The 20,900-nt window shown below is 35.4% G+C and carries 23 protein-coding genes and 1 other annotated feature (1 of these 24 running past the window's edge); all 23 genes read left to right on the forward strand.

The features are described 5' to 3' along the window. Window positions 1-162: 162 nt before the first annotated feature. The 23 genes from GXX20_02200 to GXX20_02310 all read left to right on the forward strand — a co-directional run bounded on the left by GXX20_02200 (window position 163) and on the right by GXX20_02310 (window position 20,576). Entirely contained in the window at window positions 163-762 is a 600-nt protein-coding gene (locus GXX20_02200) for a stage III sporulation protein AG (GenBank protein ID HHW30475.1), read from the forward strand. Between the two features lie 149 nt (window positions 763-911). Next, a complete protein-coding gene (locus tag GXX20_02205; GenBank protein HHW30476.1) occupies window positions 912-1,529 on the forward strand; it encodes a SpoIIIAH-like family protein in 618 nt (205 codons plus the stop codon). Between the two features lie 119 nt (window positions 1,530-1,648). Further along, window positions 1,649-2,038: an Asp23/Gls24 family envelope stress response protein gene (locus GXX20_02210; GenBank protein ID HHW30477.1), complete on the forward strand. Its 390-nt coding sequence runs from the start codon at window positions 1,649-1,651 to the stop codon at window positions 2,036-2,038. Window positions 2,039-2,206: 168 nt separating this feature from the next. Beyond that, on the forward strand, window positions 2,207-2,758 hold the full coding sequence (gene amaP / locus GXX20_02215; protein ID HHW30478.1) for an alkaline shock response membrane anchor protein AmaP: 552 nt from the start codon (window positions 2,207-2,209) through the stop codon (window positions 2,756-2,758). 15 nt (window positions 2,759-2,773) lie between these two features. Beyond that, entirely contained in the window at window positions 2,774-3,004 is a 231-nt protein-coding gene (locus GXX20_02220) for a DUF2273 domain-containing protein (GenBank protein ID HHW30479.1), read from the forward strand. Between the two features lie 27 nt (window positions 3,005-3,031). Continuing rightward, window positions 3,032-3,427: a transcription antitermination factor NusB gene (gene nusB / locus GXX20_02225; protein ID HHW30480.1), complete on the forward strand. Its 396-nt coding sequence runs from the start codon at window positions 3,032-3,034 to the stop codon at window positions 3,425-3,427. A gap of 49 nt (window positions 3,428-3,476) precedes the next feature. Beyond that, a complete protein-coding gene (locus GXX20_02230; GenBank protein HHW30481.1) occupies window positions 3,477-4,688 on the forward strand; it encodes an exodeoxyribonuclease VII large subunit in 1,212 nt (403 codons plus the stop codon). Between the two features lie 2 nt (window positions 4,689-4,690). Then, window positions 4,691-4,936 carry an exodeoxyribonuclease VII small subunit gene (xseB, locus tag GXX20_02235; protein ID HHW30482.1) on the forward strand — a complete coding sequence of 82 codons (246 nt, stop codon included), beginning with the start codon at window positions 4,691-4,693 and terminating at the stop codon, window positions 4,934-4,936. Then, window positions 4,926-5,819 carry a polyprenyl synthetase family protein gene (locus tag GXX20_02240; GenBank protein HHW30483.1) on the forward strand — a complete coding sequence of 298 codons (894 nt, stop codon included), beginning with the start codon at window positions 4,926-4,928 and terminating at the stop codon, window positions 5,817-5,819. Before xseB ends, GXX20_02240 begins: the two co-directional genes overlap by 11 nt. 893 nt (window positions 5,820-6,712) lie before the next feature. Next, complete coding sequence (locus GXX20_02245; protein ID HHW30484.1) at window positions 6,713-7,351, forward strand: Mg2+ and Co2+ transporter CorB; 639 nt, start codon at window positions 6,713-6,715, stop codon at window positions 7,349-7,351. A gap of 17 nt (window positions 7,352-7,368) precedes the next feature. Further along, the gene (locus GXX20_02250) at window positions 7,369-9,267 is read left to right on the forward strand and encodes a 1-deoxy-D-xylulose-5-phosphate synthase (protein ID HHW30485.1); all 1,899 of its coding nucleotides are present in this window, start codon (window positions 7,369-7,371) and stop codon (window positions 9,265-9,267) included. Window positions 9,268-9,269: 2 nt separating this feature from the next. Further along, window positions 9,270-10,079: a TlyA family RNA methyltransferase gene (locus GXX20_02255; GenBank protein HHW30486.1), complete on the forward strand. Its 810-nt coding sequence runs from the start codon at window positions 9,270-9,272 to the stop codon at window positions 10,077-10,079. 110 nt (window positions 10,080-10,189) lie between these two features. Then, complete coding sequence (locus GXX20_02260) at window positions 10,190-11,071, forward strand: NAD(+)/NADH kinase (protein ID HHW30487.1); 882 nt, start codon at window positions 10,190-10,192, stop codon at window positions 11,069-11,071. Beyond that, window positions 11,061-11,510, forward strand: a complete 450-nt coding sequence (locus tag GXX20_02265) for an arginine repressor (protein ID HHW30488.1) — start codon at window positions 11,061-11,063, stop codon at window positions 11,508-11,510. Before GXX20_02260 ends, GXX20_02265 begins: the two co-directional genes overlap by 11 nt. A 20-nt stretch (window positions 11,511-11,530) precedes the next feature. Further along, window positions 11,531-13,246, forward strand: a complete 1,716-nt coding sequence (gene recN / locus GXX20_02270; protein ID HHW30489.1) for a DNA repair protein RecN — start codon at window positions 11,531-11,533, stop codon at window positions 13,244-13,246. Window positions 13,247-13,353: 107 nt separating this feature from the next. After that, on the forward strand, window positions 13,354-14,649 hold the full coding sequence (gene spoIVB / locus GXX20_02275) for a SpoIVB peptidase (GenBank protein HHW30490.1): 1,296 nt from the start codon (window positions 13,354-13,356) through the stop codon (window positions 14,647-14,649). Between the two features lie 265 nt (window positions 14,650-14,914). Further along, window positions 14,915-15,718, forward strand: coding sequence for a sporulation transcription factor Spo0A (gene spo0A, locus GXX20_02280; GenBank protein ID HHW30491.1), 804 nt, complete (start codon window positions 14,915-14,917; stop codon window positions 15,716-15,718). A 227-nt stretch (window positions 15,719-15,945) separates the two neighbouring features. Then, on the forward strand, window positions 15,946-17,232 hold the full coding sequence (locus GXX20_02285) for a hypothetical protein (GenBank protein HHW30492.1): 1,287 nt from the start codon (window positions 15,946-15,948) through the stop codon (window positions 17,230-17,232). Window positions 17,233-17,251: 19 nt separating this feature from the next. Next, window positions 17,252-18,514 (forward strand): hypothetical protein, encoded by a 1,263-nt coding sequence (locus GXX20_02290; protein ID HHW30493.1) that lies wholly within the window; start codon window positions 17,252-17,254, stop codon window positions 18,512-18,514. Continuing rightward, on the forward strand, window positions 18,514-19,212 hold the full coding sequence (locus tag GXX20_02295) for a YggS family pyridoxal phosphate-dependent enzyme (protein ID HHW30494.1): 699 nt from the start codon (window positions 18,514-18,516) through the stop codon (window positions 19,210-19,212). The genes GXX20_02290 and GXX20_02295 overlap by 1 nt, the downstream gene beginning before the upstream one ends. Before the next feature lie 100 nt (window positions 19,213-19,312). Next, window positions 19,313-19,780: a cell division protein SepF gene (locus GXX20_02300; GenBank protein ID HHW30495.1), complete on the forward strand. Its 468-nt coding sequence runs from the start codon at window positions 19,313-19,315 to the stop codon at window positions 19,778-19,780. 12 nt (window positions 19,781-19,792) lie between these two features. Further along, window positions 19,793-20,062 (forward strand): YggT family protein, encoded by a 270-nt coding sequence (locus GXX20_02305; GenBank protein ID HHW30496.1) that lies wholly within the window; start codon window positions 19,793-19,795, stop codon window positions 20,060-20,062. A 58-nt stretch (window positions 20,063-20,120) separates the two neighbouring features. Continuing rightward, the gene (locus GXX20_02310) at window positions 20,121-20,576 is read left to right on the forward strand and encodes a DivIVA domain-containing protein (protein HHW30497.1); all 456 of its coding nucleotides are present in this window, start codon (window positions 20,121-20,123) and stop codon (window positions 20,574-20,576) included. Window positions 20,577-20,677: 101 nt separating this feature from the next. Beyond that, window positions 20,678-20,900: a binding site (T-box leader), on the forward strand (it continues 39 nt past the right edge of the window).

Consider the following 20,900-nt stretch of genomic DNA (forward strand, 5'->3'; position numbering starts at 1 on the left):
TGTGAAGCCGGATGATGTGCTTGATGTTTGGAAAAGTATGAAGTTTAAAGTGTTATGTTAACTATGATTATTGATGGGTCGAACAGTGGCTTTAGTCACTGATTTAATACAATAATAATTGTACAAGTTGAGGTGAATTAAATGGAAAGTATCAATAAGATAATGTCATCTTTTAAAGAAAGCATATTAAGTAAGGATAAAAGTAAAAACAAGTTGATTGAAAACTCGCTGATCGTACTGATTATTGGAGCAATAATTCTTATAGCAGCCAGTTCCTTTTATAAGGATAAAGTAGATATGACCAAAAATAATCAAAACAATTTTGATAATAGTGTTGAGGTAGTATCAAGAAATAATCTGGCGGATTATGATTCAGATATGGAGAAAAAGCTTGCTTCAATTCTCTCTAAAATAGATGGTGTTGGAAAAGTTGACGTAATGATTACATATATAAGTGGAAATGAAATAGTACCCGCTTATGAAGTAAAAGAAAGTGAAAACAGCAGCATAGAAAAGGATAGCGAAGGTGGTACAAGGGAGGTTACCCAATATGACCGTGAGACTAAAGTAGTGTATGAAGATAACAATAATGGAGATAAAAAGCCTGTCATCTTAAAAAATATTTATCCCGAAATCAAGGGAGTGGTAGTTGTAGCTGAGGGAGCAGATAAACCAGGTATAAAGGGTAAATTAATAAAGGCTGTTGAAGTATTGACAGGTGTGCCTGTTCACAGGATTCAAATCTTGGAGAGAGCTAAATAACAATTATATTAATGCTTAAGTTTTGAATAAAATTATTGAATAAATATTTTTGAACAAACTGATATAAATTTAAAGGACAATGAATATATATGAATGTAGAAAGCATGCTTGCTCTATTAATTTGTTAACGCAAAAGGAGGGCATTATTTATGATGGTTTATAAAAGAAAACAAATTATAGTTCTTTCTTTGGTACTAATGATAATTGTTGCAGGTTATCTACAATATTCTTACAGGAAGAGCAGTACGTCCACTGCCGGAAATGAAGGAGGCAGGCTGGGAGAAGCAGTTTATGTTGACGAATCAGACCTGGAGGAAGGACTGACTGAAGCAAAAAATGAGGATAAAAAAGAAAAGAAGGACGAGAAAAAGGATGATAAGAAAGCAATGGAGGAGATTGAGGCATCTCAGCAGGCAAATGATTTCTTCTATCAGGCAAAGATCGAGAAAGATGTTGCCAGAAGTCAGGGTATGGAAGCACTTGCTGAAATTACAGGAGATTCAAATGCTCCACAGGAAACTATATCAAAAGCCCATGAAATGATGATGAATATGGTTGCATTAGCAGAAAAGGAAGCAAAGATCGAACTACTGGTAAAGGATCTGGGATTTAGCGATGTTGTGGCATTATTTGGGGAAGACGGAACTCTGGATATAATTGTAAAAGCTCCAAGCCTTTCCAGTACTGAAGTTGCTCAGATTGCAGACATAGCATCCAGACAGGCAGGTATAGAAATAAGTAAAATAGTTGTAAGCAGCAAATATTAAGCAAAACTGATTGCAAATGCTATTAGTGCTTGTTTGTTAAATGTTTGAATGGTATAATTTACATTATAAGCCTGTTGATTAGAGCTGTTTAAAGTATCGGGTTGTGAGGAGGAATTTGATTGGAAGAGAATGTTAATGGCGTAACTAATGAACTGGGCGTTATTAAAGTAACAGATGAAGTGGTTGCAATAATTGCTGGTATTGCGGCTTCAGAGGTTCCTGGAGTTGCTTGTATGAGCGGGGGATTTGCTGAAGGAATTGCAGAAGCTTTTGGAAGAAAGACTATGTCAAAAGGAGTTAAAGTGGAAGTTGGAGAGAAAGAAGCTGCAATTGACCTCTATGTAATAATCGAATATGGAGCGAGAATACCGGAGGTAGCCTGGAATATTCAGGAAAAAGTAAAAGAAGCTGTTGAAACCATGACAGGGCTGTCTGTTGTAGAAGTGAATATTCATATTCAGGGTATTGAATTTGAAAAAAACATAAAGCATGTGCAATCTTCTGAATAAAGTAGTCTGAAAAAAGTATAGAATATAGTTTAATATGCTTTAAAAAAATACACCCTTATAAAACTCTAAGGGTTTATTTTTTTTACAAAATAATCTATAATTAATTATATCATGGAAAATTAAAGAAAAAGAAAGCACAAGTTGTTACGGAAGAGGTGTTGGAGAATAATGAATATATTCTACAGAATTTTGCTCACCATATACACAATTTGTATTGCAGCCATCTCTGTTTTTATTATGGTAATAGTATTTAATCCTTCGATGATAAATAGTATGGCAAATTCTTTTATGAATGTATTACATAGTAATGGGGCTGCCATATTAATTTTTATTGCTGCTTTGCTTTTGTTTGCAATGAGCACAAGTTTTCTGTTCTCCGGCTTGAGAAAAAATAAGGATAGAAATGCAGTTAGTAAGTATACTAATATTGGAGAAATTAAGATATCACTGAATACAATAGAGAATATTGTATTAAATACCACAAAAAAGTTAACCGGAATAAAGGAGGCTAAAGTAACTGTCCATAAAAAGGATGAATACGTGTCTATATTAAACAGAATCATTGTTATGCCTGAAGTAAATATTCCAAGCCTCTCCGCAGAAATACAGGCAAGAGTAAAAAAATCTGTGGAAGAAAGCTCCGGTGTTGAAGTCGGGGAAGTTAAAGTTATTGTTGATAGCGTGTTTTCCGGTTCTCCACACAAGGCAAGAGTTGAATAAATAGGGGGGTTCCATGTGAATTTTGATAAACTTATAGAGATATATAATTCCCGAAAAGGGGGTATAAATGGAGCTCTGATAGGTTTTCTTTTAGCTGTGGGCATACTTGTTATCGGCTTTATCAGAATGATATTTATTGCGATTTGTGTAACTGCGGGTTACTATATCGGTAATAAATTAAGTCAGGATAAAGATTATATCAGAAATGTTTTGGACAGAATTTTGCCACCGGGCATGTACAGGTAATTTGCATAATATATAGGAGGATTGGTTATGAGCAGGAGGGCATCCAGAGAAGTTGCAATGAAGCTCCTATACCAGTTGGAAATACAGAAAGATAATAGAGAAGAGCAAATTGAGAATACTTTAAATGAAAGTAAATTAGATAAGAATGGAAAAGAATATGTAACAGATATTGTTAATGGTGTATATAACAATGTTGAACATATAGATTCAATCATTAATGGCCAGCTTAAAGGCTGGAAACTTAACAGAATCTCAAAGATTGACCTGTCTATACTTAGGTTAAGCATCTATGAAATATGCTATAGAGATGATATTCCTTTCAATGTATCCGTAAATGAAGCAGTAGAACTGGCGAAAAAGTACAGTGGCTCAGAATCTGCTTCATTCATTAATGGAATTCTGGGCAAAGTTATGAAGAAATAAAAAAGTTATAATGTCATAAAACAAGAAGGAACGGCGGTTAAGATTAATAGTGAATTATGTTCTGACAGTTACAGAAGTTAATAAATACATAAAAGAGATTTTATCAAGTGATATTATACTTTCTAATCTTTGGGTTAAGGGAGAAATATCTAATTACAAATATCATTACTCCGGTCATATGTATTTTACTCTCAAAGACGAGAACAGCCTTATTAAATGTGTGATGTTTAGATTTAATGCTTCAAGAATGAATTTTAAACTTGAAAATGGCATGAAAGTAGTAATAAGAGGCTATATTTCTGTTTTTGAGAGAGACGGGCAATATCAGCTTTATGCTGAGGAGATCCAGCCTGAAGGGCTAGGAGGACTTTATTTAGCTTATGAACAATTGAAAAAGAAGCTGGAAAAAGAAGGCCTGTTTGACCAAAGCAGGAAGAAAAAATTGCCTTTTCTGCCTCAGTCAATAGGTATAATTACTTCTCCCACAGGTTCGGTCATAAGAGATATTATCCATGTAATAAGCAGAAGATTTAATAATGTACATTTAAAAATAATACCTGTCCAGGTTCAGGGTGAACCAGCTGCCGGACAAATAGCCAATGCTATAAAAAGATTTAATGAACTAGGTTGTGTTGAAGTAATAATATTGGCCAGGGGAGGAGGTTCTCTTGAAGAACTTTGGGCATTTAATGAGGAGATTGTGGCAAAAAGTATATATGAATCTTCGATTCCAATAATATCAGCAGTGGGGCATGAAACAGATTATACCATATCAGATTTTGTAGCAGATGTCCGGGCTCCCACTCCTTCTGCTGCCGCAGAAATAGTAGTTCCTGAAAAATATGTTCTTAAAGAAAAGCTTGCGAGTATGAATTCAAGGATGAGAAGAGCCTTATCCAGGAATATATCCTCAGGCAGGCTAAACTATGAGAAACTCAGGGAAAGAATATTCAGACAGCCTTACAACAGAGTATATCAGGAAAAAATGAATTTAGACGCTCTTTCAAGATATATATATAAATGGACTTTGGCTGTTAAAGATAAATCTAAGTATCAGTTGTCAATACTTGTTGGGAAATTAAATTCTTTAAGCCCCCTCAATGTCTTATCCAGGGGATATGCTATTTTACAATCCCAAGAAGATGGCAAACTTATTAAATCTGTCTTGGATGTCAAACAAAGTGACAGGCTGGTGGTAAGTATTAGTGACGGCAAGATAGATTGTGAAGTTAAAGGCACACAGAAGGAGGTTTTTGAATAACAATGGGAAACAAGAAAAAAAAGAGCTTTGAGGAAGCCATGGCCGAGTTGGAGGAAATAGTTGAAAAACTCGAAAAAGGAGAACTTACTCTTGATGAGTCCCTCGAATATTTCAAAAAGGGTGTAGAACTTTCAAAATACTGCAATAACCGGCTTGAAGAGGTAGAAAGGCAAATTACCTTGCTAATAGAGGGAGAAAATGGTGAGCTGGTAGAGAAGAACTATTTGGAGGAAACTAATGAATTTTGATGAAAAATTATCTTTTTACATAGAAATGGTAAACAATAAACTATCTTCAATAATGATAGAGAAAGAAGTACAGGAAAAGATAATTTATAAAGCCATGAAATACAGTGTAATGGCTGGCGGCAAAAGGATAAGGCCGGTTTTAGCCCTTGCTGTGGCGGATGTTCTTGATGGCCATATTGACGAAGTCTTGCCTTTTGCCTGTGCAATTGAATTAATACATACATATTCATTAATACATGACGATTTACCTTCAATGGACAATGATGATCTAAGAAGAGGGTTACCGACAAATCATAAGGTTTTTGGAGAAGCTATGGCAATTCTGGCCGGAGATGGTTTACTAAACTATGCATTTGAGATAATGACAGAGGCTTGTCTTATTAACAGTAAAGTTGAATTAATAAATAAAGTAAAGGCTATGGAAGTTATTGCGAAATCTTCAGGAGTTAATGGGATGATAGGCGGACAGGTTATTGATGTCCAATCGGAAGGCAATATTATTTCCCATGATATATTAGAACGCATGTATAAAATGAAAACCGGAGCACTTTTAAAAGCTTCGGTGATTTCTGCAGCCCTTTTAAGCAATGCAACATCAGAAGAACTTACAAGTTTAGAAACTTTTTCTGAGAATCTGGGTTTAGCATTTCAAATAAAAGATGATATATTGGATGTAGAAGGGGCTGCAGAGGTACTCGGAAAGAATCTCGGAAGTGATATTGCGAACAATAAGGCAACCTATGTAACTCTCTATGGGGTGAACAGAGCAAAAGAAATGCTGGAAGAAACAACAAACAAAGCAATAGAATCCCTGAGCCGTTTTGGTTCAAAAGGTGCATTTTTGATTGATCTTGCCAATTATTTACTTAAAAGGGATCATTAATATTCATTTGGTATTTATATCTGGCGGCTCTATCTGTATTAAGAATTATGTTTTATAAGATAAACACATGATAAAGTTTAATAAATCCGATTTGTGATAAAAAAGAATCATAATTAGAAGTTATTGATTCTTTAACGCTTATGACGAATGTGATATAATTACTTACCATGACATTACATTTAAAATAACGTAGTTTATTATATTGCCCATTTGATAGGGGTGGCGCAGTATTCTAGTCAGTACTGCCGGTTCTGAAGACGGGCCTAAAAATCCGTTAAAGGGCATATCGATGAAGTTCCTGGTGTCGGCTTGTTACGCCCAGTAGTGGGCTGATGCTGGGAGTTAAGGTTTAGGGGCGATCCGCAATGGCATGTGGGCGTTGACCCCTCTACCGTGGAGACCCTGTATTGTGGGAAGGTGAAAATTAACCCAACTACGAACAGGGATTAAACCTGTCTTGCGGTATAGTGATGCTGTGGACAGTGTAGCCTGCCTTGAGTGGGTTTGGTGGATAATGGATCAAATGATGATACATTGGCCGATGTAGAATCATTATTGCTATTTGAAACCTTACTTGCAAAAGAGGCTAGGAATCGGACAGACTGTTGAGGAAAACTCCTAGACTGTCAATAATGTGTAATCTGGGGATTGAAGTGTGGACTAAGTGGTAATCAGGCCCCGTTTGTGGTAACGCAACGGTTGATGAATTAAAGGGAAACCGCTGATTTGGCGACAATTCAGTTTCATTCAAGGGAAAGCCTGCCTGACCTAAGCCACAAAATTTACTCAGTTTACAGCCACCCATTATTAAATTAAAACTAATTACAAAAGTTATTGAATGTTAAATAAATTAAAATTTACTTGTTATAGTTGTTCTAGTGGAGGTTTTAGGAGTGGATGATGGCTTTAAATATCCATCAGACGAAAAAAAAGCAAAGTTCAGGATTAATTTTTCAGATGGCACAAAAGAAAATTCAAGATGGATAATAAATGTTTCAATAGTGTCTTTTTTATTGTCAGCAACTTTATTAATTTTATCGAATAAGATTCTTGAAGACAAAAGTATAATCACAGGTATATCAGTACTTATTTTTATAATTTTTATCGGAGTTTTGTTTGATATTATTGGCATTTCAGTGACGGCAGCCGAAGAGACTCCTTTTCATGCAATGGCTTCCAGAAAATATTATGGAGCCAAAAAGGCAATAAAATTAATTAGAAATGCAAATAAAGTATCGAGTATATGTAATGATATTGTCGGTGATATATGCGGCATATTAAGTGGCGCTGCCAGTGCACTGGTAGTGATGAGGATTTCAGAAGGAATGAATGCACTGCAGTCTGCCATTGTGGGATTTCTGATAAGCGGGATGGTTGCCGCTTCCACCATAGGAGGAAAAGCTTTAGGGAAGACATTTGCCATAAATAATAGCAATTATATTGTATATAAAGTCAGTGTACTTCTTCAGTTTGTAAACAGCAGATTTAGTCTGGGAAATAATAAAAAGAAAAGGAAAAATAAATGCATCTAGAGAGGAATTAATATTTGATGTATGAATTATTGAAAGAAATAAATAGTCCAGAGGATATTAAAAGACTTAGCATAGATCAATTAAAACAATTGTCCGTAGAAATCAGGGAGTTTTTAATAGAAAAAGTATCGGTAACAGGAGGGCATCTGGCCTCAAACCTTGGAGTTGTAGAGCTAACCCTTGCAATTCATAAAATATTTGACTCACCCAGGGATAAAATTATCTGGGATGTGGGCCATCAGGCATATGTACATAAAATTATTACAGGCAGAAAGGACAAATTTGATGATTTAAGACAATATAACGGAATATCCGGGTTTCCAAAAGTAAAAGAAAGCATACACGATTGTTTTAATACAGGACACAGCAGTACATCCATATCTGCAGCTTTAGGCATGGCCAGGGCAAGAGATATCAAAGGAGAAGACTATTCTGTACTGGCAGTAATTGGAGACGGAGCAATGACAGGAGGCATGTCCTTTGAAGCCCTTAATGACGCTGGAAGGTCAACGAATAATCTTATAGTTATTCTAAACGATAATGAAATGTCTATCAGTAAAAATGTTGGAGGACTATCCAGACATTTAAGCAAAATAAGGACCCAGCCGGTTTATTATAAATTCAGAGAAGATTTTAATGAGGTGCTTAATAAAATACCGGTTCTCGGCAAGTTTGCTGTTAAAGCTCTGGAAAGAGCAAAGGGCACAATAAAATATTTGGTTACACCCGGCATTATATTTGAAGAGTTGGGCTTTAAATATTTAGGTCCTATAGACGGGCACGACATATCGGAACTGACCCTGGTTTTATCCAGGGCAAAGGCCATGAAAGGACCCATTTTAATACATGTGGCTACTCAGAAAGGCAAAGGTTATAGCTTCGCAGAGGAGAACCCTCATAGATTTCATGGTATATCTCCTTTTGAAATTGAGACCGGTGAAGCAAAAACTGAAGATAAGGTTACATATTCAAATGTATTTGGCAAAAAAATGATAAATATTGCAGAATCAGATCCTGAGGTTGTGGCAATTACAGCCGCAATGCCCCATGGAACAGGATTATATGAATTTTCCAAGAAATTCGGAAACAGGTTTTTTGATGTGGGCATTGCCGAACAGCATGCTGTGGCGCTTGCAGCAGGCTTTTCATCAGTTGGGCTAAAGCCAGTGATTGCAGTTTATTCTTCTTTTCTTCAGAGATCTTATGACCAAATACTTCATGATGTTTCATTGCAAAACCTTCATGTGGTTTTGGCAATTGACAGGGCAGGGATTGTAGGAGAAGATGGAGAGACCCATCAAGGGCTCTATGATATTTCTTATCTCAGCCATATTCCAAATATGACAATTATGGCACCTGCTGACTATAATGAATTTGAAGAAATGCTGGATTATGCCATATTAAAACATAAAGGGCCAATAGCTGTCAGATATCCGAAAGGTTGCGGAGAAAGAAAGCTTTTTGACAAAAAAGCTATAATATTTGGGAAAGGACTAAAAATAAGAGATGGAAAAGATGTTACAATAATATCAGCCGGAAATATGCTTAAAAGTTCAATGGAGGCAGCTGAACTCCTTGAGCAGAAGGGGATATCTACTGAAGTTATAAATGCCAGGTTCCTGAAACCCGTTGATGAAGAACTAATTATAGAATCAGCATTGAAAACCGGGTATGTAGTTACTGTAGAAGATGGAACAGAAAAGGGAGGATTTGGGACAACTGTACTACAAATGCTGAATCACAATAATATTAAAGTTAAGATGAAGATTTTTGGTTTTCCCGATATGCCAATTGAGCAGGGTAAAATACCTGAGCTTATGGCCAAGTACAAACTTGATCCCATATCAATATCGGAAAGAATAATAGAATGGTATAGACATCATAAGGATTGCAGCCATAATAATAAGGAGGCTTAGATTTGTCAAAAGAAAGGCTTGATGTACTTCTAGTAAAAAAAGGTTTTTTTAATAGCCGTGAAAAAGCCAGAAGTTCAATTATGGCGGGAGTAGTTTATGTTAATAATGTAAAAGCAGATAAGCCTGGTATGAAATATAATGATACTGATGATATTGTTATAAAAGAAAATATTAATCCTTTCGTAAGCAGGGGCGGCCTAAAACTTCAAAAAGCATTATCATATTTCGGTATAAACCTCGAAGGTAAAATAGCTTTGGATATTGGTGCTTCTACAGGAGGCTTTACAGATTGCATGCTGAAAAACGGCGCGGCAAAAGTTTATGCAATAGATGTAGGATACGGACAGTTAGCCTGGGAGTTAAGAAATGATGATAGAGTAGTATGTATGGAGAGAACCAATATAAGATATGTTAAACCGGAAGATATTGGAGAAGCTGCTTCTTTTGCGTCAATCGATGTATCTTTTATTTCTCTGAAAAAAGTACTTCCTGTTGTAAGTAAACTTCTATCAGAGGATGGGGAAATCATATGCTTGGTTAAGCCTCAATTTGAAGCAGGCAGGGAAAAGGTCGGAAAGCATGGTGTGGTAAAAGATAAAGAAACCCATGTACAAGTGCTGAAAGAGATTCTGTTGTTTTCTCGAAGCACAGGATTTGGGGTAAAAGGACTTACATATTCACCAATAAGAGGTCCAGAGGGAAATATTGAATTTTTATTATATCTAACGAAAAATAATATTTATACAGAAGACCATGAACTTGACATGCTAATAAAAGCTGTTGTAGAGGAATCACATAATTTATCTGAATAAAAAACACTCAATAATTTAATTTTTTCTGTGTATATGGATGTTCTTGCGTAATTTATGGTAAAATGTAACTATCTAATTATTCATAATTATTCATAGAATCGGAGATTTTAATGAAAACTATAAGTATTATAGTAAATATCGATAGAGATACAGATTTAAGGCATACCAAGACCTTGATAGATTGTGTGCAAAAAAGAGGCGGAAAAGTTAAAATCTGTAATGATATATCGGTAATACTGGGTAGAACTAATTTAGGATGTGACTATCAAGAAATTTTTGATGATACTGATGCAATAATATGCCTTGGAGGAGATGGTACATTTTTAAAAGCCGCAAGGACGGCAAATAAGAATGAGATTCCTGTTCTGGGAATTAATTTGGGGAATTTAGGCTTTCTCACCGAGGTTGATAAGAAAAAAATAGATGAGGCAGTTGAGTGCCTTTTTTCCGGACAATACTCCATAGAGAAGAGGATGATGCTTGAAGCTGCTATTATCAGAGACGGGAAAATAATAGGACGAGATATTGCACTAAATGACATTGTTATTTCAAAAGGTGCGCTATCAAGAATAATTCATATAAAAACATATATTAATGATTCATTTGTTGACATTTTTCCTGGAGACGGGCTAATAGTTTCAAGTCCCACAGGCTCTACTGCCTACTCCCTTTCGGCGGGAGGCCCGATTGTAGAGCCAGACTTAAATGTAATTATCGTTACACCTATTTGCCCGCACATACTTTACAGCAGATCATTTATTACTGATGGAGACAGAACCGTCAAAGCTATTGTTGATGAGAAGTACAAGTATAGCGCCATGGTTACTGCTGATGGACAGGAAGGTCATGAGATAAAGGGAGGAGATGTGATAGAGGTGAAAAAATCCCAACATCATGTCAACCTCATAAGGATGAATCCAAAAAATTTCTTCAGTATACTTCGTAAGAAAATATATTACCGAGGAGAGGATTTAAGGAAAAATGAAGTATAGCAGGCATGCAAAAATTCTTGAGTTAATTGAAAACTATGATATTGAAACACAGGAAGAACTTGTTGAAAAACTCAAGGAACATGGGATGGAAGTAACCCAGGCAACCATATCCAGGGATATAAAAGAGTTAAGGCTGGTTAAGGTAATGAATAGCGAGGGTAAATATAAGTATTCTACCATGGTTGGCTCGGTGAATGTTGCTTCAAACAAACTATTAAAAGTTTTTAGTGAATCCTATGTAAATAGTGATTATGCCAATAACATAGTTGTTGTAAAAACTCTGCCCGGAATGGCACAGGCGGCTGCATCAGCTCTGGATTCCCTGAAACTTGATGAGATACTTGGTACAATTGCCGGAGATGATACATTAATGATAGTATGTAGGGCTGAAAAAATTGCAGAAGAGCTTTCGGAGAGGTTGAAGACCATCGGCAGATAGATAAAACTGGGGGGTGAAGTATGCTCCAGCTATTAGAAATACATAATATTGCTTTAATTGACAAGGTCAAAATTGAGTTTGGAGAAGGTCTTAATGTTTTGACAGGAGAAACTGGCGCCGGAAAATCAATTATAATTGACTCTATAAACGCTGTACTTGGTGAAAGAGTTTCCAAGGATCTAATAAAGACAGATAAAGATAAAGCCATGGTAGAGGCTGTTTTTAATGTGCCAAAGCAAAGGATTGAAGACATATTCATTAACTTCGGGATTCCTACTGAAGAAGACGGGACAATAATAATTTCAAGAGAATTTACTTTGACAGGCCGTAATATATGCAGGGTGAACGGTATTCTTGTGACAGTGTCCACCTTAAAAGAGATCGGTTCAAGACTGATCGACATGCATGGACAGCATGATAACCAATCGCTTCTAAGAACTGAAAGTCATATTGATTTGCTGGATTTATTCGGCGGAGCGCGCATTGGAGATTTAAAGAGCAAGTATTTAGAACTTTTAGAAAAGTATAAAGAGATTAAAAACTCCTTAAAAGCTTTAACAGGTGAAGAAGGCGAACGAGAAAGAAAAATAGATCTTCTAAAATTCCAGATTGATGAAATAGCAAAGGCTAATCTGATTCCAGGAGAAGAGGAAAAACTAAATAAACATAGAATATTGCTTTCAAATTCAGAGAAAATTTTAAACGCTTTAAATTCATCCTATGAATTACTTTATTCAGGAGAAGACAATAAAGTACCTGCTTCTGAAACAATTGGACAGGCTATATCCGAGCTTAAGTCAATCAGCCGTTTTGACAGCGGTTATCAGGATATTGCAGACAGGTTGGAAAATATTTCGTATCTTTTGTACGACTTAATAGATGAAATCAGAAAAGAAAGGGATAATATTGAATATGATCCGTCATTGCTGGAGGAAATTGAGCAGAGACTGGATACGATATATAAGTTGAAAAGAAAGTATGGAAGGACTGTTGAGGAAATTCTTCAGTTCTATAATAAAGCAAAAGAAGAGCTGGAAAAGTTAAGCAGTAGCCAGGAAACAATAGCTTACTTGCATGACAAATTAAAGGAAACAGGAAATCAGCTATATAAGATTGCTTCGGATTTAAACTCAGAAAGGTTAAAGGCTGCTTTGCTGTTGGAAAGTAAAATATGCAGTGAGCTGGAAGATCTGGAAATGAAAAGCACCAGATTTAAGACTTCTATCAAGTTTGAAGATTCTTTAGGTGAAGATGGCCATTGGAACTTTACTCAAAAAGGCATGGATCGGGTTGAATTTTTGATTTCCACAAATCCCGGGGAACCATTAAAGCCTCTTTCTAAAATTGCTTCCGGGGGAGAAATGTCAAGGATAATGTTAGCAATAAAAACCATACTTGCTGATGTTGACCAGATTCCTACTCTGATTTTTGATGAAATAGATATAGGGATAAGTGGGATTGCTTCTCAAAAAGTAGGAGAAAAATTATCCCTTATTTCCCAAAATCATCAGGTAATATGTGTTACCCATCTTCCTCAAATTGCTTCTATGGCAGATTGCCATTTTTTAATAGAAAAAATAAGTGAAAATGAAAAAACATTAACCAAAGTAAAGAAACTTGAAGGGAAGGAAATAGTAGAGGAATTATCAAGAATTATGAGTGGAACACATATTTCCGAGATAACTAGAAAACATGCAGAAGAATTGCTTTTCCTGGCAAAAAACAAGAAAAGATAACAAAGTAGTATAATTTTGCTTGAATAATATGTTCTCCAAAAGGTCACTCTTATTAATGCCTTTATTAATGAGAGTGACTTTATTTTATGATTTGCGGAGGACATTATATGAAATTTCATTTAACATATAGAAAAAAAATACTTATTTTTTTTATAATATTAATATCAGCTGTATTATTTAATTATCTTTATTTTATATTTACAACTCCTGGAGAACTGACTCTTATTGAGGGTGAAATAAATGCGTATAGTATACAGACACCATTTTTGGTTAATGTAAAAGCGGATAAGGAAGGTATCATTAACTTTGGTAATAAAGCAGAGGGGAACAGAAATTCTGTCAATCTGAGCGCAGAAAAAAACGGAAGCGTAATTCTTAAGATGGATTTACTTGGGTTAATTCCCCTGAAAACAGTGAAAGTTGATGTACTTTCAAATGACAAAATAATTGCCTGCGGTAATACAATCGGAGTAAAGATTAAGTTAGACGGAGTATTGGTAATTGCTATATCAGATGTAGATACTGTTGACGGCACCAGTGTTATGCCTGCGAAAGATAGTGGTATAAAACCCGGCGATGTTATAGTGGAGGTTAATGGCACCAGTATCAACAGCATAAGTGACCTTATAGACGAAATAGATAATAGTCAGGGAAGCGAGTTAAGCATAAAGTATAGACGTGGTGAACATGAATACTTAACTAAAGTTAAGCCTGCCAGGTCAATAGATGACAAGAGATATAAACTGGGTATGTGGGTAAGAGAGAGTACGGCAGGTATAGGTACCTTAACTTTTTATGACCCAAGCACAAATTGGTTTGGTGCCCTCGGACACGGGATAACAGATATCGATACAGGTATCCTGTTGCCAATAGCTTCAGGTGAAATTCTTGTATCCAACATATTGGGCGTAAAGATAGGTAAAGTTGGAAATCCGGGAGAGTTGAAAGGTGTTTTTATTGAAGGGAAAAATCTCGGGACAATAGAAGTAAACACTGAATACGGCATTTACGGAAAACTCAATGTAGAAGAATTGCCTGCAATTAATAACAGGTTATACCCGGTAGGAATAAGAGCTAATGTAAAAGAAGGACCTGCTACAATTCTTGCAAATATAAGCGGGGATATTGTAGAAGAATATGATATTGAGATACTAAAAGTTTCAAGAGGAAGTCTTAACGGATCAAAGGGTATGGTTATCAGGGTAACCGATGAAAGACTTTTGGAGGAAACCGGAGGTATTGTGCAGGGTATGTCAGGAAGTCCTATTATTCAGAATAATAAAATAATTGGTGCTGTTACTCATGTACTGGTTAATGATCCTACAAGAGGTTATGGTATTTTTATAGAGGGAATGTTGAGGAATATAAGGAGAAATGATATAAATTTAGGGGAAACTGGATAAAATTTATTTCCCATTTTTTTATAAAAATGGAATAATGGATGAGTGCTTGTGAAATGCCCATAAATAGCGCATCTTAAGCACTTTGACAGTATTAATGATAACATTTATTTCAAGAAAATAGAAAGATATTATTGTATTTATGTCGAATAAATAATAATATTATATTGGTATTGTAAATATTAGACATTGCTATCAGTTTCTGTGGTACTGCATTTCAATGTATATTCAAATTATTATTTTATATGTGACAGGGGGAGAAATCTAGATGTATGATAAGATTCAAGTACTTATTGCTGATGATAACAAAGAATTCGGAGAAATATTAAGGGAATACATTGAGAGCCAAGATGATATCGAGGTGGTAGGTGTAGCAAGAGATGGACTTGAGGCACTTGAAATGATAGAGTCCAAAACTCCTGATGTTGCAATTCTGGATATCATTATGCCTCACCTTGATGGTTTGGGGGTACTCGAGAGAGTAAATTCCATGCAATTAAAGAAAAAGCCCCTTTTCATTATATTGTCAGCAGTAGGACAGGATAGCATCACTCAAAGAGCTTTGGCTTTAGGAGCAGAATATTATATTGTTAAACCTTTTGATATGGAGGTTCTGGTTTCCAGAATAAGACAGTTGAAATTAAATAATAAAGCTCAGATAATAAGGTCAGATTATTCATCCGATACATCCAGAAGTATGCGTTCCAGTTCATCCAAAAAAAGTCTTGAAGTTGAAGTTACAAATATTATGCACGAAATAGGAGTACCTGCTCATATTAAAGGTTACCAGTACTTAAGAGACGCTATAATGATGGCAGTGAAAGATCTTGATATTATAAACTCAATAACAAAGCAACTATATCCTTCTATTGCAAGATCATACAACACAACACCAAGCAGAGTGGAGCGTGCAATAAGGCATGCTATTGAAGTTGCCTGGGGAAGAGGGCAGATCGAAACAATTGAATCACTATTTGGATATACAGTAAATCTTGGCAAAGGTAAACCTACCAACTCCGAATTTATTGCAATGATTGCAGATAAATTAAGACTCGAATATAAAGTAAGTTAAAATACATATAATCTTAATTCGAAAATACATAATTTCCAAATATAATTATTTTAATGATTTATATTAGAAATTATAAATTGAAAATAATTGAAATTATAATCCTTGTCATATAAAATACATATATGGACATGGGTTTATTTTTTTTATTTGGATATATACATAAAATAACGCATATGACCTGGACCTAACTTTGTGCAATTGGATAAATTACTAAAGAGGAGAACAAAATGGATAGTAATCTACATAGTGCCTTATATGAAGAATTCGGCATAAGCAATGATATTGTTAAATTGTCTGAAAAGGCTGAAAAACAGTCAGAACGCATTTTTTCCCGTATTAATAAAATAAAAGAGTATAACCAGCTAAAAGTTATCAAGGCAATGCAGGATAATAACCTTAGCGGAACGCATTTTTCAGGTACTACAGGATATGGTTATGGAGACAGGGGAAGGGAAGTTCTGGATTCTGTTTATGCTGATGTATTTAAAGCTGAGAGTGCACTGGTCAGGCAGCAGATTGTTGCCGGCACCCACGCTTTGGCCATATGCCTGTATGGAAATTTAAGGCCGGGAGATGAGTTGCTATCAGTTACAGGAAAACCTTATGACACCCTTGAAGAAATAATCGGAATACGTGGAGCAGGACTTGGTTCGCTAAAAGAATGGGGAGTAAGCTACAGGCAGGTTGACCTTCTTCCCGAAGGACAAGCTGATTATGACAATATAAAGAGTGCAATTAATGAAAAAACAAAGATGGTATTTATTCAAAGATCAAGAGGTTATACCTGGAGACCGTCTTTGAAGATTGATGAAATTAAAAAAATTATTGAATTTGTAAAGAATATCAGGCAAGATGTAATTGTAATGGTTGACAATTGCTATGGAGAATTCGTGGAAGAAAAAGAACCTACTGAAGTTGGAGCAGATTTAATTGCAGGCTCTCTCATAAAAAACCCTGGAGGCGGACTTGCGCTTACAGGCGGTTACATTGCAGGAAAGAAGCTTTATGTGGAAAGAGCAGCATGCAGGCTTATAGCTCCGGGGATAGGTAGTGAAATCGGGCCTACACTGGGCCAAAGCAGGCTTTTCTTCCAAGGACTGTTTTTGGCTCCTCATATAGTGGCAGAGAGCCTGAGAGGTGCTGTTTTCTGTTCTTCATTAATGGAAATGCTGGGACTTGAAACATCTCCCAATTGGGAAGATGAAAGAAGTGACATTATCCAGGGAATAAAATTCGGGAATCCAGATATGCTTATTTCATTCTGCCAGGGCATTCAAAAGGGATCTCCCGTAGATTCATTTGTTAGTCCTGAACCTTGGGATATGCCGGGATATGACTGCCCGGTAATTATGGCATCAGGGGCATTTGTTCAAGGCTCATCCATTGAATTAAGTGCTGACGGGCCTGTTAAGCCTCCTTATATTGCCTATATGCAGGGAGGAATGGTGTATGAACATGTGAAGCTAGGTATTATGGTGGCAGTACAAATGATGAAGAATAAAAAAATGCTTTAGGTAAGCTGGGGAGGATGGCATGGAGAAGGTAAAAAGAAAAGACAGAAAAAGTAAAACCAATACCTTCTTAGTAGTAATGTTTTTAGTGTTGTATTTGCCTTCCCTGTGGAACTGGATATATGGAACAAGCATAAGCACCGATATTATTCGGGAAGGAGTAATTGAAGACTCAATCAATACAGATGCATATATTATAAGAGATGAAGAACAAATAATATCCCAGTTTGAAGGTATATATATCCCTAAGGCAGGAGAAGGCGACAGAGTACCGGCAAATTACGAGGTGGCTACCGTATTGAACCAGTCTGCCGTGAAATTGCTTGATGATTTAGAGGAAAAAAACAAGAACCTTCTGAAAATTCAAAACGAAAACCTGGATACTCTAAGTATTTTTAACGATGATATTGAGAAAATTGACAAAAAGATAAATGAGAAAATAGCAGCCTTAGTTGATCAGATAAATATAAACAATTTGGATTCCTGTAATGGAATTAAGCTTCAAATAGATGAACTTACCAAAAAAAAGATAACAATTCTGGGAGGTAATATCACCAATAATGCTTATTATAAGCAGCTAAAAAAAGAAAGGGATCAACTGCAGGAACAGGTAGACCAGAATACAAAAGAAATAATTACTAAAAGTCCCGGAATTATTTCATATAATGTAGACAATTATGAAAGCATTCTTACTCCTGAATCTATTAACAAATTGACGCCAGAATTATTAAATAATATAAAAATTAATGATAACAGGATGATGAATGATAACCAGGTAAGTGCAGGAAAACCCTTTGCAAGGATTATTAAAGGAAATACTTATTATTTAGTTGTGTGCCTTGATTATAAATTTGCAGAGTTCCTTAAGGAAGGGAAAAGAATATCCGTAAGATTTAATGATATTGGCAAAACTGTTGATACCGCATATATTTATTACAAATCTGAAGAGATTGACGGAAAGTGTATAGTAGCCATAAAAGTTGACAGATATGCGAATGAAACTTCTGCATTAAGAAAAATCAATATAGATTTGATAAAAGAATATAATGAAGGACTAAAGGTTCCTTTAAAGAGTTTAAAAAATGTTGACCTGGAGTCCGGGAAAGCCTATATAGTTATGGTAGAAGCCAATTGTGCTGTTACAAGGGAAGTGGCTATAAAAGGAAGCAATAATGACTTTGCTATTATTGACAATCCAGAGGGTTCCGGCAAGAAGTATATAGGCCTTTATGATACATACGTGGTCAATCCAATAAATATTGAGGAGGGACAGATAATAAATTGATGAATAATAATAATACTGATATCGCCTCAAATATTATTAAATTAAAAGAGAGAGTGGCAAATGCCGCGTTAAGAAGCGGAAGGACTATAAATGATATAAAAATAGTTGCTGTTACAAAAACTGTTGAACCGGAAAGAATAAATATCGCAGTAGAACAGGGATTGGTTGATCTTGGCGAAAACAGGGTTCAGGAATTATGTAATAAATATGGACAGGTAAACGGTAAGTGCAACTGGCATTTAATAGGCCATTTACAAACAAATAAAGTAAAGTATATTGTGGACAAGGTTTGTCTGATTCACTCGCTTGACAGGATGGAACTTGCCGAGGAACTGCAGAAAAGGGCAAGCCAGCATGGGAAAATTTTGGATGTTTTGGTTCAGGTTAATATCGCAAAAGAGGAAACAAAGTTCGGAATAAATCAGGAAGACGCTGTGGAATTTATTAAAGAAATAAGTAAATTTGAGAACCTGAAAGTAAAAGGGTTGATGACAATTGCTCCTCTTGTTGAAGATCCCGAAGAAGTAAGGTATGTATTTAGAGAGCTACGCAAATTGCTTATTGACATACAGATGGAAAATATTAATAATATAGATATGAAGTACCTGTCAATGGGCATGAGCAATGACTTTGAAGTAGCTATCGAAGAAGGTGCCAATATAATACGAGTAGGTACTGCAATATTTGGACACAGGTAAACAAATTATTACTTTAATGTATTCGTCGTAGGCGGTTAAGGTTTTAGGTAATCTAATGGGTATTAGGGTGAAAATATACAAAAGAGAAAGGGGTCTTATCATGGCTAAATTACTAAATAAAATGTTAAACCTTGTCGGCTGGGAAGTGGAAGAGGAAGAAATAGAAGAAGAGAGCACAAAAAGTAAAACTGATAGGACTGAGGAATATGAGCAGCCTCAGTTTTATAATTCCATCGGAGGCTACAAGAAACAAAATCCGAAAGTCGTGAATATGCACACTTCATCTCAAGTTAAACTAGTTGTGGTACAGCCTGCGGTTTTTGATGATGCACAAAGTATATGTGATCATCTAAAAAACAAAAAGCCTGTAATTGTAAATCTTGAAAATCTTGAAAAAGATGTAGCACAAAGGATAATAGATTTTCTTTGTGGTTCTGTTTATACTATTGATGGTAATATTCAAAAAGTTGCTAACGGAATATTTGTGGTTGCTCCCAGTAATGTGGATATTTCAGGAGATTTTAGCGATGAGTTTAAGAACAAGAATATTTTTTCATGGGTTAAGTAACGGAGGAAAATAATGATAATTACTGCTTTCTTAATTGTACTGAGAGTGATTGAATACGCCATACTTGCACGAGTTATTGTGTCCTGGCTTCCTATCCAAAGATCCAACAGGATAATAATGCTGTTATATCAAATAACAGAACCGATACTTGGCCCCATAAGAAGTATGATTGAAAGATCCTCTGTTGGTAGGACTATGTTGATAGATTTTTCTCCAATAATAGCTTTTCTTATAATTTCTCTGGTACGGAATATTGTTGCAAGAATAGCTTTGGGAATATAGGGGAAAATTAAATTAGTTATGGACCTTTAGCCATTTTAGGGATAAAGAGGTGAACAATATGAATTATACACCAAATGATTTGCAAAATATAACTTTTAAGAAGACCCTGTTTGGATATGGAGAAGATGCAGTAAATGAGGTTTTAGACAAGATTATAGAGGATTATACCCAGTACATACGTGAAAATATAGAGTTAAAGGATAAAGTAGCTTTGTTGAATGAAGGATTGCAGCATTATAAAACCATTGAGGAATCTCTTCAGAACACTTTACTTATAGCCCAGCAAACAAGTGAAGATATTAAGAAAAGTGCTTATGAAAAGGCAGACAATATTATCAGGGAAGCAGAGCTTAAAGCCCAGAAAATAATAAATGATGCCAACCAGGAAGTAATCAGGATTAAATATGAATATGAAGAACTAAGAAAGAAACTACATGTATTTAAGTCAAAAGCCGAAATTTTACTAAATTCACAACTCCAGATATTAAAACAGATGTTTGAAGAGGAAACCTAAATTAAGCAAAAAAATGTCTTAATTATCGTAATATTGACACTCTATCGGAATATATTGTATAATGCTATAATAATTGAGGTAAAAATTTTTGTTAAATAATGTAAAAGACAATGAATGGAAAGAGTAAAAAGCATGGACCCTCATAAGAGAGCAGGGGTTAGGTGAAAGCCTTGCAGGGAGTGCTTTTGAAAATCATCCAGGAGTCGCAGCCTGAAATCATGGATCTATGAAATTAAGGTGTGCCGGGAAACCGTTATAAAATTAAGTGATTAATGATGTTATATTACAGTATTGATATTGTGTAATATAATATTCGTTAGTAAT

This window comes from Clostridiaceae bacterium (assembly GCA_012840395.1).
Taxonomy (GTDB): Bacteria; Bacillota; Clostridia; order Acetivibrionales; family DULL01; genus DULL01.